The 17,024-nt window shown below is 72.5% G+C and carries 10 protein-coding genes; 2 read left to right on the forward strand and 8 right to left on the reverse strand.

The annotated features are described in order from the left end of the window. Positions 1–32: 32 nt before the first annotated feature. The 5 genes from ACF1G2_RS16470 to ACF1G2_RS16490 all read right to left on the reverse strand — a co-directional run bounded on the left by ACF1G2_RS16470 (position 33) and on the right by ACF1G2_RS16490 (position 11,001). Positions 33–1,661 (reverse strand): succinic semialdehyde dehydrogenase, encoded by a 1,629-nt coding sequence (locus ACF1G2_RS16470; RefSeq protein ID WP_391798924.1) that lies wholly within the window; start codon positions 1,659–1,661, stop codon positions 33–35. Positions 1,662–1,816: 155 nt separating this feature from the next. Beyond that, positions 1,817–3,502: a serine/threonine-protein kinase gene (locus ACF1G2_RS16475; RefSeq protein WP_391798925.1), complete on the reverse strand. Its 1,686-nt coding sequence runs from the start codon at positions 3,500–3,502 to the stop codon at positions 1,817–1,819. A 140-nt stretch (positions 3,503–3,642) separates the two neighbouring features. Then, positions 3,643–6,453 carry a serine/threonine protein kinase gene (locus tag ACF1G2_RS16480; RefSeq protein ID WP_391798926.1) on the reverse strand — a complete coding sequence of 937 codons (2,811 nt, stop codon included), beginning with the start codon at positions 6,451–6,453 and terminating at the stop codon, positions 3,643–3,645. A 164-nt stretch (positions 6,454–6,617) separates the two neighbouring features. Continuing rightward, positions 6,618–9,005 carry a protein kinase gene (locus tag ACF1G2_RS16485; protein ID WP_391798927.1) on the reverse strand — a complete coding sequence of 796 codons (2,388 nt, stop codon included), beginning with the start codon at positions 9,003–9,005 and terminating at the stop codon, positions 6,618–6,620. Positions 9,006–9,294: 289 nt separating this feature from the next. Then, complete coding sequence (locus tag ACF1G2_RS16490; RefSeq protein WP_391798928.1) at positions 9,295–11,001, reverse strand: FAD-dependent oxidoreductase; 1,707 nt, start codon at positions 10,999–11,001, stop codon at positions 9,295–9,297. 225 nt (positions 11,002–11,226) lie between these two features. Here ACF1G2_RS16490 and ACF1G2_RS16495 point away from each other — a divergent pair, with 225 nt between their 5' ends. After that, positions 11,227–12,468: a nucleotide sugar dehydrogenase gene (locus tag ACF1G2_RS16495; RefSeq protein WP_391798929.1), complete on the forward strand. Its 1,242-nt coding sequence runs from the start codon at positions 11,227–11,229 to the stop codon at positions 12,466–12,468. A gap of 90 nt (positions 12,469–12,558) precedes the next feature. Then, positions 12,559–13,050, forward strand: a complete 492-nt coding sequence (locus tag ACF1G2_RS16500; RefSeq protein ID WP_391798930.1) for a hypothetical protein — start codon at positions 12,559–12,561, stop codon at positions 13,048–13,050. 77 nt (positions 13,051–13,127) lie between these two features. Here the strand turns inward: ACF1G2_RS16500 and ACF1G2_RS16505 are convergent, their stop codons facing one another. The 3 genes from ACF1G2_RS16505 to ACF1G2_RS16515 form a co-directional block, all read right to left on the reverse strand. Next, positions 13,128–14,252, reverse strand: coding sequence for a GuaB3 family IMP dehydrogenase-related protein (locus tag ACF1G2_RS16505; protein WP_391798931.1), 1,125 nt, complete (start codon positions 14,250–14,252; stop codon positions 13,128–13,130). A gap of 105 nt (positions 14,253–14,357) precedes the next feature. Further along, the gene (gene guaB, locus ACF1G2_RS16510) at positions 14,358–15,860 is read right to left on the reverse strand and encodes an IMP dehydrogenase (protein ID WP_391798932.1); all 1,503 of its coding nucleotides are present in this window, start codon (positions 15,858–15,860) and stop codon (positions 14,358–14,360) included. A 139-nt stretch (positions 15,861–15,999) separates the two neighbouring features. Next, a complete protein-coding gene (locus ACF1G2_RS16515; RefSeq protein ID WP_352188430.1) occupies positions 16,000–16,602 on the reverse strand; it encodes a sigma-70 family RNA polymerase sigma factor in 603 nt (200 codons plus the stop codon). Positions 16,603–17,024 lie beyond the last annotated feature (422 nt).

Genomic DNA, 17,024 nt, shown 5'->3' on the forward strand with positions numbered 1-17,024 from the left:
TGCGAAAAAGGGGCGGAACGGGCGGGCGGGTGTCAGCGCAGGCGCAGGGCCTTCATCGCCTTCAGGGACAGGCTCATGAACGCGGCGTACTTCTCGTCGTCCATCCCGAAGGAGGGTGCGAGCGGGATCAGCCGCTGCTGGGCCACGGTCTGGGCCTCGGTGAACTTGAGGATGCCCTCCGAGCCGTGGCGCCGGCCGAGCCCTGAGTCCTTCATACCGCCCATCGGCGCCTGGACGCTGCCGTACGCCGGTGCGTACCCCTCGTTGATGTTGACGGTGCCGGTGCGCAGCCGGGCGGCGACGGCGTGGCCGCGCCGGGAGTCCTTCGTCCAGACGGAGGAGTTGAGCCCGTACGGGGTGGCGTTGGCCAGCTCGACGACCTCGTCCTCGTCCTTGAAGCGGTAGATCGAGACGACCGGTCCGAAGGTCTCCTCGGTGCAGACGGCCATCGGGGCCTCGACGCCGTCGAGGATGGTCGGCTCGTAGAAGAGCGGGCCGATGTCGGGGCGGGCGACGCCGCCCGCGACCAGCTTGGCGCCCTTGGCGACGGCCTCCTCCACGTGCTTCGTGACCGTCTCCAGCTGCCGTTCGCCGACGAGGGAGCCCATGTCGGCGCCGTAGGAGAGGGAGTTGCCGAGGCGCATCGCCTTCGTACGGGCGGCGAAGCGGGCGACGAAGTCGTCGGCGACCGACTCGTGGACGTACAGCCGCTCGATGGAGATGCACAGCTGGCCGGCCGAGGAGAAGCAGGCGCGGACGGCGCCGGCGGCGGCCTTCTCGATGTCGGCGTCCTTGAGGACCAGCATGGCGTTCTTGCCGCCGAGCTCCAGGGTCACGCCGACGAGCCGGGCCGCGGCGCCCTGGGCGACCTCGCGGCCGGTGCGGGTGGAGCCGGTGAAGGAGACGTAGTCGGCGTGCTTGACGACCTCGGGTCCGACGACCGGGCCCTCGCCGATGACGACCTGGAAGACCTCGGCGGGCAGACCGGCCTCGATGAGGAGGTCACGGGCCCAGAGCGCGGTGAGCGCGGTCTCGGTGTCCGGCTTCATCACGACGGCGTTGCCGGCGACGAAGGCGGGCAGGGCGTCGCCGACCGACAGCTCCAGGGGGTAGTTCCAGGGCGCGATCTGGCCGACGACACCGCGCGGCTGACGCAGCTCGGTGACCTTGGTGAGGGTCGGCACGACGCCGGTGTGGTGCTTGGGGCGCAGGTAGGCGGGGGCCTTGCGGCCGTAGTGGCGGGCGGCGACCGCGACGGCGAGGACCTCCTCGTGGGCGTGCAGCCTGGCCTTGCCGGTCTCCAGCTGGATGAGGTCGAGGACCTCGCCCTGGCGCTCCAGGACCAGGTCGTGGAAGCGGAGCAGGACGGCCGCGCGGGCCTTGACGGGGGTCGCGGCCCAGACGGCCTGGGCGGCGCGGGCGCGGGCGAAGGCCTCGGCGACGTCCTCGGGGGTGGACTCGGGCAGGTCGGCCAGCTTCTCCCCGGTGAAGGGGGTGTGGTTCGCGGTACGGCCGGAACCGGCGACTCCGCGGGTGAGCTGGGCGACCACCTCGGGGGTGACCACGTCGGCGGCGGTGCGGGCACCGGCCGGCGAGGGCGCGAGCGGGTTCGTGCCGGGGGCGGTGCCGGCCGGGGTGGCGAGTGCCTGCAAGTCCGTCATGAGGGCGAGAGTAGGCCGCATTCCGGTCTTTGGGTACCCGTCGGTAACGCGTTTTCACCGGGTGCGCACAATCGCGCCAGCGATCACTGGCACATAAGCCCTGATCAGCGGCTTACGGTCGGACGCGAGTGCGATCTCGCGGATTCTCCGCCCGGTCAGCCGCCCGGCGCCCGCCAGTGCTGGAGAACGATGTCGAACTGCTCCCGGGTGGTCTCCCAGCTCGACTCCGGGGAGGCCATGTAGATGGCGTACTCGGTGCCGTCGTCCGCGAAGTACAACTGGTCGATGGCGTGTCTGGGGCCCGGGAACTCCTGCTTCTCGTACCAGGTGAACTCCCACCGGGCGGAGCGGACCTGATCGCGGTAGGTGTTCTGGTTGAGCTTGATCTTCTGGTAGTTCATGCGCTTCTTGAGCGTCTTCTCCAGGTCCAGCACGTGCATGTACGGGTTCTCGAAGTCGGGCGTGGGGTCGGCGCTGATCCGGATCCGGTGGCGGCCGTTGTCCGGCGTGTAGTCGACGCTGTCACCCTCCGTCTGCCGCTTCCAGCCCTTGGGCACGACCAGACTGAACCCCTTGGGGTCCTCGACGCGGTGCCAGCCGGCCGGCAGGGCGCCCTCGGCGGCCTTCGTCACCTCGGGCTGCGTGCCGCCGCCGGTGTCTCCGGCCCTGCCGCCTCCCTCACCGCCCCCGCCGGAGTAGTTCATGGCGGCGAAGACGGCTCCACCGGCCACGAGGGCGGCGAGAACGGCCGTCAGGACCGCCTGACGCCACCGGCCGCGGCCCTTGGGCGCGGGGAGTCCCGACCCGGGGGCGGCGGGGGTGGATCCCGGCACGGCGCCGGAGGGGGAGACGGGGGTGTCGTGGGACGGGGAGACGGACGTCGGGAGCGGGGTGGCCGTCGGAGTCGGGGACTCCTGGGCGTGGAGCGGGGCGGTCGCGGAGACCAGCTCCTCCTGTCCCACCCGACGTGTCGGCACGTACGCCTGCGCGGCCCGGGGCGCACGGCCCTCCATGGCGTCGAGCAGCATCCGCTCGGCCTCGTCGGCGCGCGGCCGCTCCGCCGGGTCCTTGCGGAGCAGTGCGACGATGACGGGCGCGAGCGCGCCCGCCTTCGCCGGATGCGGCGGCTCCTCCGTCACCACCGCCTGCATGGTGCTGATCGGCGAGGTCCGCCGGAACGGCGAGGTCCCCTCCACCGCCGTGTACAGCGTCGCGCCCAGCGACCAGAGGTCGGAGGCCGGGCCGGGGTCGCCACCGCGCACCCGCTCCGGCGCCAGATAGTCGATGGAGCCGACGAGTTCACCGGTCCGGGTGATCGTCGAGTCGCCCTCGATGGCTGCGATGCCGAAGTCGGTGATCAGGACCCGCCCGTCGCGGGCCAGCAGGACGTTGCCCGGCTTGACGTCCCGGTGCAGCACGCCGGCCGCGTGCGCGGCGCGCAGTGCCCCGAGGACGTGCAGCCCGATCCTGGCCGCCTCGCCGGCCTCGATCGTGCCCGCCTCCTTCGCGGCGTCCGCGAGCGAGGGTCCGTCGACGTACTGCATGACGATCCACGGGCGGTCGTCGTGCTCCAGTACGTCGTGCACGGTGACCACGCCGGGATGGGTGATCCGCGCGGCGGCGCGGGCCTCCTTCTGCGTACGGGCGTGCAGGACGAGGCGGTCGGCCTCGGCCACGAACCGACCGGCCGTCAACTCCTTGACCGCCACCACCCGGTGCAGTACTTCGTCGTGCGCCCGCCAGACCTTGCCCATGCCGCCGCGGCCGATCGCCTCGCCCAGCCGGTACCGTCCGGCGAGCAGAAGACCCGCGCCCGTTTCCGCACCCTGAGAATGTTCCACTGTCCCCCGCCTGTTCCTTCGGATGCCAGGTTACGGAGGGGGGGACGGAAGACGGAACCTCGGGGCTGGCAAAGGAACCGCACCGTGACCGAACCGCCCCTGTTCGCGCGCTCGGCCGGGCCGATGTCCACGTGGCCCGGTCAGCGTGTGGCGCGGTAGACCTTCACCGCCTGGTCGTAGATCTCGGACACCTTGTCGCGTTCGCTCTCCGGACCGATGACCTGGACGACGTGGTACCGGCCGTCCTCGATGAGGGCGAGGTTGCGGACGAAGACGTCGCGGCCCGTGCTGTCCTGCCAGGTGAACTGGCCGACCGCCATGGACTGCTGCCCCACGTCGATGCGTCGCAGCCCGGTGGCGCCGGACCAGCTGGAGTCCCGCCACGGCTGGAGCTCGCGCTCCCTGGTGCGCTGGTACGCCATCGGATCGGAACCGTGGGCCTGCACGGTGTCCCGGCCGGGGACGACGATCAGGGTGAAATCGCCTCCGGTGTAGCGGACTTGCCCGGCGTCGTTGATCGGGCTGCGCCGCCAGTCCTTGGGGACACCGACCTCGAAGCCCTCCGGGTCCTTGCGGAGGGTGTACCCGGCGGCGAGGGCGGGGGTGCTCGGGGTGGCGGCCGGCGGGGTCGTCTTCGCGGTGCCGGGCGTGGTGCCGGGGCTGCTGCTCTGCCCGGCGCTCGGCTCGGCGGGCCGCGGGGACCGCGGCGCGGTGGTGGGCGTACCGGTGTGGGCGGCGGGGCTCCCGCCGTCCGCGCCGTCCTTGGGCAGGAACAGCACGGCGTACGCGACGGCTCCGACGAGCAGGAGCAGCACCAGGAGCAGAAGCGTCAGGCCGAGGGAGCGCGGGGAACGGCCGGCTCCGCCCGCGCCGCGGGGTCCGCGGGGCGGGCGCGGCGCACGGGGCGCACGCTGAGGCAGCTCCTCGTGGAAGTGGTCCTGGGCGAACTCCTGGCGCGGCTGCCGCTGTCCGGTCTCATGGCTCGGTCCGGAGCGGTGCCGCTGCCCGGGCTCATGGCGTACCTCTGCCTGGGACGGACCAGGGGTGGGCAGTTCCTCGTGGCGCCTGCCCTTGCGGTGCCGGTGACGGCCCCCCGCCGCTCCTCCGCGGCGCCTGCGCACCAGCTCGCCACGGCGCCGTACGACGGGCAGCCGTGTCGCGTCCACGGACGGCAGCGGGACGATCCCCACCCCCGCCTCGGGCTCGGGGGCGGACCGGACGAGCGAACGCAGCCAGCCGCGCAGCTCCTCGAAGTCGGGCCGCTCCGTGGGGTCCTGGCGCAGCAGGGACTCGACGACCGGGCGCAGCGGCCCGCACTCCTCGGCGAAGGCCGGGGGCTCGGCGCAGACCAGCTGGACGAGTTCGGCAGCGCTGTCCTCGGGGTACGGGGCGTGGCCCTGGACGGCGCGGTAGAGGAGCGCGCCGAGCGCCCAGAGGTCCGTGGCGGGGCCGATGGGCGGGGCCAGGCGCCAGTTCTCGTGGACCGGTCCCGCCTGCTCGGGCGCCCAGCGCTCGGTGACCGCGCCGACGACGGCGATCCGTGCCTGGCGGGCCCGTTCGGCGGCGAGCCGGGTGGCCGGGCCACGGTAGACGGCCGTGGGCGCGCCCGCTTCGACCGCTCCGTCCCAGCCGCCGGAGGCGGATACGGGTACGGGGGCGCGCTCGGACCGTTGCGCAGGGGTGTAGCCCGCGGGGAGGGCGGGCAGCGCGTTGCCGCCGCCCGCGGGGACCGGCCCGGAGGCGTCGCGCGAGGCGTGCGGGCCGTCGCTCCAGGTCCCGGCGAGCAACGCGCGGGGCGGTCCGCCGCCTTCGTCTCCGTACCCCTTGCGGTACGGGGCCGGGTACTCGTCCTCGGTGTCGTCCTCGTCCTCGTCGTCGCCGGTCTGGGACCACCAGTGCGGCTCCGGCCCGAGTCCCTGCGCGGGGACGGGCGCGGGGGGCGTCGGGAGGGCGGCGGGCGGCTCCGGGTCGTGGGCTGCCCGCGCGTCCGCCTCGGGGCCGGGCTCGGGCGCCGGACGCTGTACGGGGACGGCGGCTCCGGTCTCGCCGATGTGCGCCGCGGCGCGGGCGCCCGCCCGGTACGCGGCGATGGCGCCCGCCCGGGCCGCCCGGACGTCCGTGACCGGCGGGGGGCCGCCCGCGGGGAGTTCGGGCCGTCTCGCCGCTCCGCCCGCCTCGTGTGTGCCCGCGGCCTCGTCCGTACCGGAGCGGGCGCCGCCCGGTCCGTCCTCGCCCCCGTACTCCTGCGCGTGCCCGGGCTCGTGCCCCTCGGCGTACTCCTCCGCGCGGGCTCCCCCGCGGGCTCCCCCGCGGCCCTCCGGGTAGTCCCCGGTGTGCGCCGGCTCGTCGTCCTCGGCGAGGGGCACCGGGGCGTACCCGCACAGGGCCTCCTCCGCCGCGCCCGCCGCGAGCCCGGTCAGGAGCACCCGTCCGTCGTCGCAGACGAGCACGGTGCGCGGGGTGATGTTCCGGTGGGTCCAGCCGTGCGCGTGCAACGCCCGCAGGGCCGTGAGGACGTCGGAGCCGATCTCCGCGGCGCGGTAGGGGCTCAGGGGGCGCTCGGCGAGGAGCGCCGCCAGCGGCCTGGCCGCGATCAGTTCGCTCACTATCCAGAGCGAACCGGCCTCCGCGAACACGTCGAAGACCTGGTCGAGCAGGGGGTGGTCCGGGATCTGGGCGGCGGCCTGTGCCGCCTCGACGGCTCGCCGCACGGCGGGGTCGGCGGGCCGCCGCGTCGCCCGGCCGGAGGCGGGCCGGTGCGGGGTGAATCCCGTGCCGTCCTCGTCGACGACCTCGGCGTCGATCACCTCGGGCAGGGGCACCTGGTGGACCAGGACCTCCTGACCGCTGTAGGTGTCGAAGGCGCGGGTCTCGACGAGTTCGTACGCGTCCTGCGGCGGTACGGGCAGGCGATAGCGGTCGGCGAGCACCCTTCCCGCGTAGTCGTCCACGACGCCTCCCCACCGAGCGCGCTGTCCCCCGGGTCGCACGGATCCCGTTCAGCTCACGAATCGCACGGAACGCGCGAAACCGTCAATTCCGGTCTTGGTCCGTACAGTTGACGATGCTTTTCGGCTGCGTACGGTCCACGTCCTCTCACGATACGTGGCGCCGGTCAGTCCTTGGGGCTGAACGTGGCGAACGCGGTGTCCCGCAGCGTCTTGCACGCGGAGCCGTTCCACTCGTCCGCCTTGCAGCTGACCATGATCGAGTAGCCGTGCGTGGCGTCCACCTTGAAGCCCCGGTTCAGTATCCGGACGCGCATACCCTTCTCGTTGCGCTCGAACTCCCAGTCGGCGACCGTCGGGTACCCCTTGTACGCCACGGACTTGATGCCGATGTGGCGGTAGCCGTTGCTGCTCGCCGAGACGCCGGCCACGGCCGCGGCCCACGCCGAGGCCGCGTCGTCCTTCGGGCTTCCGTTGTAGTCGACCTGGACGCGCGGGTATCCGCCGCCGGCGTTGAAGATCCCGCCCGAGTTCCGACCCGCTATGCCGTTGAGCTTGAACGTGGACGGCATCGCCATGACGAAGTGGAACTGCTTGTTGGTCACCATGACGTACCCGGCGGGGAGCTGCGCCCCGGGGGTGCCGGCGCTCGGCGTCCCCGAGGGCTTGCCGCTCTGCCCGCCCGAACCCGAACCCGAGCCGGAGCCGGAGTCCGAACCCGAGCCGGTCGGCTGCTCGCCGCCCTGCTGACCGGAGTCGTTCGGCTTCTCGCCCTTGCCCTGGTCGGAGCTGTCGCCGCCCGTGGCTCCGGCCGAGGCCGTCGTGCCGGAGCCCTTGCCCGCGTTGCCCCCCTTGTCGTCCTCGCCGCCCCCGAGGGAGACGGCCAGGATCGTGCCGAGGAGGGCGAGGACCACGATCCCCGCGATGATGATCAGCGTGCGGCGCGGTACGACGTCGGTGAGTGAGGCACGCGGCTGCACCGGCCTGTTCCCGCCCTGCAGCGGCTCGGGCCGTGGCCTGGGCTCGGACCGCACCGAGGCGGCCGCGTCACGTACCGACTTCAGCGCACCGCGCATCCGTTCGGCCGCCTCCGCGGTCTTCTCCTTCGGCGTGGACGCCGGACGCTTCGGCGGCTCCGGCGGAACCGGGGGCAGCGGCACGACCCGGGTCGCCTCGGGCGACGGCTCGGGCTCCACCACCGGTACGGGCGCGGGGGCGTCGAGCACGGCCCTGAGCAGCAGGCGCGCGCCGGCGTCGTCGAGCCGCTGGTCCGGGTCCTTGACGAGCAGGCCGTAGATGACCTTCTCCAGAAGCGGCCCCGCGTTCTTCGGCGGGTCGACGGGCTCGGTCATCACGGCGGTGAGCGTCGCGATCGCGGAACCCTTGTCGTACGGCGGGCTGCCCTCGACGCTCGCGTACAGCAGGCCGCCCAGCGACCACATGTCGGCGGCCGGGCCGGGCTTGTGGCCACGCGCCCGCTCGGGCGAGATGTAGGAGGGCGCGCCGACGAGCATGCCGGTGGAGGTGATCGAGGGGTCGCCCTCGACCTGCGCGATGCCGAAGTCGGTGAGGACGACGCGGCCGTCCTCGGCGATCAGCACGTTGGACGGCTTCACGTCGCGGTGCAGGATGCCCTGCCGGTGCGCCGAGCGCAGCACGTCGAGGATCGCGAGGCCGACCTCGGCGGCGCGGTGCGGAGTGAGCGTGCCGTCCTCACGGACGGCGTCGGCGAGGGACTTGCCCTCGATGAGCTCCATGACGATCCACGGCCGGTCGTCCTCGTCGACGACGTCGTAGACGGTCACGGCGCCGTTGTTGCGGATCCGGGCGATGGCCTTCGCCTCGCGCAGGGTCCGGGTGATGAGGCGTCGCTTCTCGTCCTCGTCGATGCTGTTGGGGAAGCGCAGCTCCTTGACGGCGACGGTGCGGCCGAGGGTCTCGTCGACCGCGCGCCACACGGTGCCCATGCCGCCGCGCCCGAGGACGCCGTCGAGCCGGTACCGCCCGGCGAGCAGGCGGCCCTCGGCCGTCGCCCCGGCGGGCTCCGCCGACCCGGAACGCCCGCCCCCGGCGGGCTTCCTGAGCCTGGGAGCCTCGGCCTTCGGCCCCGCCCCCGGCACGGCGTCGGCCGGCTCGGCCTCGACTCGCCCGGCACCGCCACGCGCGGCTCCCGACGGCCGGGCATCGGACGGCGCCGCGTCCGACGGCTCGGAGGCCGCCGGCTGCCCCGCCCCCGGCGCCCTCTCGGCCCCGGCCGGCTTCTCGGCCGCGGACGAACCGTCCCTCTCGGACCCGGCCCTGTCAGATCCGGCCCTCTCCGCCACTGCCGAACCGTCCTTCTCGGACCGACCGGACGTGCCGGTCCCGGACGTGCCCGTCCCGGACGTGCCGGTCCCGGACGTGCCCGTCCCGGCCGGTTCCGTCCCGGACTTCACGTCCGGCTCCGCCTCACGTGCCGCGGGAACCACACCCCGGTCGCCGTCGGTCCCGGCACCCGCGCCGGCGTCCCGCCGAGGGTCCCGCGCCGTGTCCCGCGACTGCTCCGCCTCCGACATGCGTCCCCTCTGCGATCCTGATCTTCGCCCGCGTCTGCCGCTTCCCGCGCGATGCGGTAACCCGCCCTGGAAGAGAGCCCATTGTCTCTCACCCCGGGACCGATCCCGCTCCGGGGTCCGCACTCCGAGAAGAGGGCTCCGCGGGAAAGCGTTGCCGTCATGGCCCCCGACGCCGAAGCACCCCCCTCGGGTTCCGTACCCGTACGAACAGGATGCCGCAGACGCCTCCCAACGTCCCCTCCCCGAAGCCGAGTTCGTCCGGCGCACTCGGTGAACCCCGCCGGGCGGGTCAGATCGGCACGATGTCGGGGGCGCCGAGACGTGCCGCGTCCGCCGTCAGGTCGTCCGGCTGCCGCTGCGACTCGCGCTCCGCCTCCACCCGCTTCTCGTAGTGCTCCACCTCCTTCTCGATCTGATGGGCGTCCCAGCCCAGCACGGGCGCCATCAACTCGGCGCACTCCCGCGCGCTGCGCGTCCCCCGGTCGAAGGTCTCGATGGAGATCCGGGTGCGCCGCGTCAGGACGTCGTCCAGGTGCCGGGCACCCTCGTGCGAGGCCGCGTAGACGATCTCGGCGCGCAGGTAGTCGTCCGCGCCCGCCAGGGGTTCGGCGAGGCCCGGGTCGGCGGCGATGAGCTCCAGGAGCTCCTCGGTCGTCGAGCCGTACCGGTTGAGCAGATGCTCCACCCGGACGACATGGAGTCCCGTCCGGGCCGCGATCCTCGCCCTCGCGTTCCACAGCGCCTTGTAGCCCTCGGCGCCCAGGAGGGGGACATCCTCGGTGACACAGGCGGCGACCCGCTGGTCGAGCGCGTGCACGGCCTCGTCCACGGCGTCCTTGGCCATCACCCGGTAGGTGGTGTACTTCCCGCCGGCCACGACGACGAGGCCGGGCACCGGGTGCGCGACGGTGTGCTCGCGCGAGAGCTTGCTCGTGGCGTCCGACTCGCCCGCGAGCAGCGGCCGCAGGCCCGCGTACACGCCCTGGACGTCGTCCCTGGTGAGCGGCGTCGCCAGCACGCTGTTCACATGCTCGAGGAGGTAGTCGATGTCGGCACTGGACGCGGCCGGGTGCGCCTTGTCCAGGTCCCAGTCGGTGTCCGTGGTGCCGACGATCCAGTGCCGTCCCCACGGGATCACGAACAGCACGGACTTCTCGGTGCGCAGGATCAGTCCGGTGTTCGAGTGGATCCGGTCCTTGGGAACGACCAGGTGGATGCCCTTCGACGCCCGCACATGGAACTGGCCGCGCTCCCCGATGAGCGCCTGGGTGTCGTCCGTCCACACCCCGGTCGCGTTGACGAGCTGCTTCGCGCGGATCTCGTACTCCACGCCCGCCTCGACGTCCTGGACCCTGGCGCCCACGACCCGTTCACCCTCACGGAGGAATCCGATCACCCGGGCCCGGCTCGCGACCTTCGCTCCGTAACTCGCGGCCGTACGGACCAGAGCGGTGACGAAGCGGGCGTCGTCCATCTGGGCGTCGTAGTACTGCAGGGCGCCGACCAGGGCGTCCTTCTTCAGACAGGGGGCCACCCGCAGCGCGTTGCGCCGGGAGAGGTGGCGGTGGACCGGCAGTCCGCGGCCGTGGCCCGAGGAGAGGGACATCGCGTCGTACAGCGCGACGCCCGAGCCCGCGTAGAGCCGCTCCCAGCCCTTGTGCTGCAGGGGATAGAGGAACGGGACGGGCTTCACCAGATGGGGTGCAAGCCGCTCCAGGAGCAGGCCGCGCTCCTTCAGCGCCTCCCGCACCAGCGCGAAATCCAGCATCTCCAGATAGCGCAGGCCGCCGTGGATCAGCTTGCTGGAGCGGCTGGAGGTACCGGATGCCCAGTCGCGGGCCTCCACGAGGCCGGTCGAGAGTCCTCTCGTGACCGCGTCGAGCGCCGTCCCCGCGCCGACCACGCCGGCGCCGATGACCAGTACGTCCAGTTCACGCTCGGCCATGCCGGCCAGCGCCTCGGCGCGCTCGGCCGGTCCCAGTGTCGCTGTCCTCACCGCTGCCTCCCGTCGTCCCCCTGCGTGATCGGGCTCACAGAGTTGATTCTGTCCCGGCCCTCCGACTTCAGCCACCGCCTGTGGATAACACTCGGCGACCTTTGACCACGCAATGCGGCATATCGGTCATATTTACGCCTAGTCTGACATTGCACTCGCCCCGTTCTGTCCACCGGGCTTGCGCGTCTCGTCCCCTCCGGCTATTGGGAAGGACGGCCCACCTTCATGCCCGCTGACCTCGCCGTCATCGGCCTCGGCCACCTCGGACTCCCCCTCGCCCAGGCCGCGATCGCCGCCGGCGTCGACACCATCGGCTACGACACCGACGCCCGGCCCGTCGCCGAACTCGCCGCCGGGCGCCCGCCCGTCGACGGCTCGCTCACCGCGTCGGAGATCCGCCGGATGCTCTCGGGAGGCTTCCGGCCGACCACCAACCCGGCCGAACTCGGCCGGGTCCGTACGGCCGTCATCTGCGCCCCGACCATGCTCGGCCCCGACCGGAACCTCGACCTCACGGCCGTCGTCGACGCCGCGCGCGCCCTCGCCGCGAGGCTGCGGCCCCACACGACCGTCCTGCTCGAATCCCCCGTCCACCCCGGCACCACCGAAGGTGTGCTGAGGGACGTCCTGGAGGAGGGCTCCGGGCTGCGCGCGGGCCGCGACTTCCACCTCGCGTACTCCCCCGGCCGGCTGGACCCCGGAAACCGGGCGCACGGCTTCACCGGCACGCCCAAGGTCATCGGCGGCCTCACCCCGGCCTGCACGGAGTCCGCCGCCGCCTTCTACGGCCGGCTCACCGACAAGGTCGTCCGCGCGCGCGGCCCGCGCGAGGCCGAGACGGTCAAGCTCCTGGAGACCAACTTCCGGCACGTCAACATCGCGCTCGTCAACGAGATGGCGGTGCTCTGCCACGAACTCGGCGTCGACCTGTGGGACGTCATCCGCTGCGCCGAGACCAAGCCCTTCGGCTTCCAGGCCTTCCGCCCCGGCCCCGGCGTCGGCGGCCACGGCGCCCCCGTCGAGCGCCTCGGCACCCACCGCCCGCTCCGGATGGTCGAGCTGGCCACCCAGGTCAACGAGCGCATGCCGCAGTACGTCATCCAGCGCTGCGCGACCCTGCTCAACGAGCACGGCAAGTCGGCCCGCGGAGCCCGGGTCCTTCTGCTCGGCATCACGTACAAACCCGATCTCGCCGACCGGGAGGGCTCCCCCGCCGACGAGATCGCGCGCCGCCTGATGGACCTGGGCGCGGTCGTCAGCTACCACGACCCGCACGTCCCGGACTGGCGCGTCCGCGACGTCCCGGTCCCGCGCGCCGACTCCCTCTACGAGGCCGCCGCCCACGCCGACCTGACGGTCCTTCTGCAGCACCACCGCACCTACGACCTCCAGGGCCTGGCGGTCAAGGCGCAGCTTCTCCTCGACACCCGCGGCGCCACCCCGGCGGGCGCGGCCCACCGCCTCTGAAACCGGCGGGCGCGGTGTCGGAGCGGGCTGTTACTCTCCGGGCTCTTGATCGCACATCCGTGCGCCCGTGTCCCTGGGGGGATCAGCACCATGTCTCAGCCCGTTCCGCCGCCCGGCAACCCGTTCGCCGAGGGCGCCGCGCCCACCCCGTACCCGGCCGCCCCGCCGCCGGCGCCCGCACGCGACAACGTGGCCCTCGGCCTCGTCGCCGCCCTGGTCGCGGCTCTCGTCGGCGCGGGTCTCTACGGCGGCCTCGCCGGCGCCGTCGACCGGGAGATCGGCTACGCCGCCGTGGGCGTCGGCTTCCTCGTCGGCTTCGCCGCCGGCAAGGTCGGCGGCCGTAACCCCGCCCTGCCGGTGGTCGGCGCCGTACTGTCCCTCGGGGCCGTCTACGTCGGCCAGCTCCTGGCGATCGCGATCATCCTGGGCAAGGAGCTGAACGTCTCCGCGACGGACATGTTCGTCGAGCAGCTCGACCTCGTGACGGGGGTCTGGAGCGAGAGCAAGGACTTCATGACGTTCCTGTTCTTCGGCCTGGCCGCGTTCGCCGCGTTCGCGGGCTCGAAGAAGGCCTCCCAGTAACGTCCCCGTACGCGAAGGGGCCCCGCACCGAGTGGTGCGGGGCCCCTTCGCGTACGGGAGTACGGGACGGACCGGTGTCAGCGCTTGTGCTGGGAGTCCGCGACCGTGACCTCGACGCGCTGGAACTCCTTGAGCTCGCTGTAGCCCGTCGTCGCCATCGCCCGGCGCAGCGCGCCGAAGAAGTTCATCGAGCCGTCCGGGGTGTGCGACGGACCGGTGAGGATCTCCTCGGTGGTGCCGACGATGCCCAGGTCGACCAGCTTGCCGCGCGGCACGTCCTCGTGGACGGCCTCCATGCCCCAGTGGTGCCCCTTGCCCGGCGCGTCCGTGGCGCGGGCCAGCGGGGAACCGATCATGACCGAGTCGGCACCGCAGGCGATCGCCTTCGGCAGGTCGCCCGACCAGCCCACGCCGCCGTCCGCGATCACGTGGACGTACCGGCCGCCGGACTCGTCCATGTAGTCACGACGGGCCGCGGCCACGTCGGCGACCGCGGTCGCCATCGGGACCTGGATGCCGAGCACGTTGCGCGTGGTGTGCGCCGCGCCGCCGCCGAAGCCGACCAGGACGCCCGCCGCGCCGGTGCGCATCAGGTGCAGGGCCGCGGTGTACGTGGCGCAGCCGCCGACGATGACCGGGACGTCGAGCTCGTAGATGAACTGCTTGAGGTTCAGCGGCTCGGCCGCGCCCGAGACGTGCTCGGCGGAGACCGTCGTGCCGCGGATGACGAAGATGTCCACGCCGGCGTCGACGACGGCCTTGGAGAACTGCGCGGTGCGCTGCGGGGAGAGCGCGGCGGCGGTGATCACACCGGAGTCGCGCACCTCCTTGATGCGCTGCCCGATCAGCTCTTCCTTGATCGGGGCCGCGTAGATCTCCTGCAGACGGCGGGTCGCGGTGGACTCGTCCATCTCCGCGATCTCGTCGAGCAGCGGCTGCGGGTCCTCGTACCGGGTCCACAGACCCTCGAGGTTCAGCACGCCCAGGCCGCCCAGCTCGCCGATCCGGATGGCGGTCTGCGGCGAGACCACCGAGTCCATGGGGGCGGCCAGGAAGGGGAGCTCGAAGCGGTAGGCGTCGATCTGCCAGGCGATCGAGACCTCCTTCGGGTCCCGGGTGCGCCGGCTCGGAACGACGGCGATGTCGTCGAACGCGTACGCCCTGCGGCCGCGCTTGCCGCGCCCGATCTCGATCTCAGTCACGATGTGTGGCCTTTCCCTCTACGTCTGCGCCTACCAGTATCCCCGACACACGCGCGTGGGGCGGCTCCGGCCACATGCCGGAACCGCCCCACGCGTCGCGCTGCGTTACTTCCTGCTGTAGTTCGGCGCCTCGACCGTCATCTGGATGTCGTGCGGGTGGCTCTCCTTGAGGCCCGCGGAGGTGATCCGGACGAACCGGCCCTTGGACTCCATCTCGGCGACGGTGGCCGCGCCCACATAGCCCATCGTCTGGCGGAGGCCGCCGACGAGCTGGTGCAGGACGTTGGAGAGCGGACCGCGGTACGGGACCTGGCCCTCGACGCCCTCGGGCACGAGCTTGTCGTCGGAGGCGACCTCGGCCTGGAAGTAGCGGTCCTTCGAGTACGACCGGCCCTGGCCGCGGGACTGCATGGCACCGAGCGAGCCCATGCCGCGGTACGACTTGAACTGCTTGCCGTTGATGAAGAGCAGCTCGCCGGGCGACTCCTCACAGCCTGCGAGGAGGCTGCCGAGCATGACCGTGTCGGCGCCGGCGGCCAGCGCCTTGCCGATGTCGCCGGAGTACTGCAGACCGCCGTCGCCGATCAGCGGGACACCGGCGGGACGGGCCGCGAGCGAGGCCTCGTAGATGGCGGTGACCTGCGGGACGCCGATGCCGGCGACCACGCGGGTGGTGCAGATGGAGCCCGGGCCGACACCGACCTTGATGCCGTCGACACCGGCGTCGATCAGCGCCTGCGCGCCGTCACGCGTGGCGACGTTGCCGCCGATCACGTCGACGTTCACGCTCGACTTGATCTTCGCCATCCAGCTCAGGGCGTTGCTGTTGTGGCCGTGCGAGGTGTCGACGACCAGGAAGTCCACGCCGGCGGCGGCGAGCGCCTGGGCGCGCTCCAGCGCCTCGGGGCTGGCGCCCACGGCGGCACCGACGAGCAGACGGCCCTCGGAGTCCTTGGCGGCGTTCGGGTACTTCTCCGCCTTGACGAAGTCCTTGACGGTGATGAGGCCCTTGAGCACGCCCTCGTCGTCGACCAGCGGCAGCTTCTCGATCTTGTGGCGGCGCAGCAGCTCCATGGCGTCGACGCCGGAGATGCCGACCTTGCCGGTGACCAGCGGCATCGGGGTCATGACCTCGCGGACCTGGCGGCTGCGGTCGCTCTCGAAGGCCATGTCCCGGTTGGTCACGATGCCGAGCAGCTTGCCGTCCGGGTTGGTGACCGGGACACCGCTGATGCGGAACTTGGCGCACAGCGCGTCCGCCTCGGCGAGCGTCGCCTCGGGGTGGACGGTGATGGGGTCCGTGACCATGCCGGACTCGGAGCGCTTGACGAGGTCGACCTGGTTGACCTGGTCCTCGACGGACAGGTTCCGGTGCAGCACGCCGACGCCGCCCAGACGGGCCATCGCGATCGCCATGCGCGACTCGGTCACCTTGTCCATCGCCGCGGAGAGCAGCGGGATGTTGACCCGGACGTTGCGCGAGATGCGGGACGAGGTGTCGACCGCGTTGGGAAGCACCTCGGATGCTCCCGGCAGCAGCAGTACGTCGTCGTAGGTCAGCCCGAGTGTCGCGAATTTACCGGGCACTCCGTCGACGTTGACAGTCATGACACCTTCCCCAATGGCCTTGATCGGTGCGGATGTCCATGCTAACGGGCCTCGACGGTGTCTCATTCCACGATCAAGATCAGAGAGCAGCTTTGGACGTTCGTACGTATACGTGAGGGCCACCGACCCTCGTCGACCCTTACTGCTCGGCCAGTGCCCGAAGGCGGCTGAGCGCGCGGTGCTGCGCCACCCGTACCGCCCCCGGGGACATCCCGAGCATCTGGCCCGTCTCCTCGGCCGTGAGACCGACCGCCACCCGCAGGACCAGCAGCTCGCGCTGGTTCTCCGGGAGATTGGCGAGCAGCTTCTTGGCCCATTCGGCATCGTCGCTGAGCAGCGCGCGCTCCTCCGGGCCCAGCGAGTCGTCGGGCCGTTCGGGCATCTCGTCGGAGGGCACGGCCGTCGAGCCCGGGTGCCGCATCGCGGCCCGCTGCAGATCGGCGACCTTGTGTCCGGCGATGGCGAAGACGAAGGCCTCGAAGGGCCTGCCCGTGTCCTTGTAGCGCGGCAGCGCCATCAGTACGGCGACGCAGACCTCCTGCGCGAGGTCCTCGACGAAGTGGCGGGCATCGCCGGGCAGCCGGTTCAGCCGCGTACGGCAGTAGCGCAGCGCCAGCGGGTGCACGCGCGCCAGAAGGTCGTGCGTGGCCTGCTCGTCACCCTCGACGGCGCGGTGGACGAGCGCACCGATCTCCCCTGGCCCTACGGGCATGGGGGATCCCATGGTCTCGTCGTCGCGCATCGCTCCATGGTGCCTTGACGCCTCGGCGTCCGCGGCACCGCGTCCGTTGTTGTGCACCGAAGCGTTATGAGCAGGTGCGCCGGAACTCATCTCCTGCGCCCTCCCCTTCCGCTCGATCGACTCGTCCCCGAGGAACTCCACATCTCAAGGATGCGGCATCCCGCGCGGAAGTGACACAAGCCGCCGCGGCGGAGGCCCGACAGCCTGCGTGACAGGGCCCCGGGCTACCGCCCCGCCGGCACCCGGCGGACGGGGAAACGGCCGGTCGTCGCCGAGGGCGTGTTTCGAAAGCAGCGTCGTTCGCCCGAAGGGCGGGGCCGGGAGCGTCATGGGGGTCCCCCTGCTCGAGCGCAGCCGAGAGCTTGGGGGAGCGTGCGCACGGCGGAGGGAGGAAAGCGCAGCGGGCTGCACTGACGACCGAC

The sequence above is a fragment of the Streptomyces sp. NPDC013457 genome (genome assembly GCF_043089925.1).
In the GTDB taxonomy this organism is placed as follows: Bacteria; Actinomycetota; Actinomycetes; order Streptomycetales; family Streptomycetaceae; genus Streptomyces.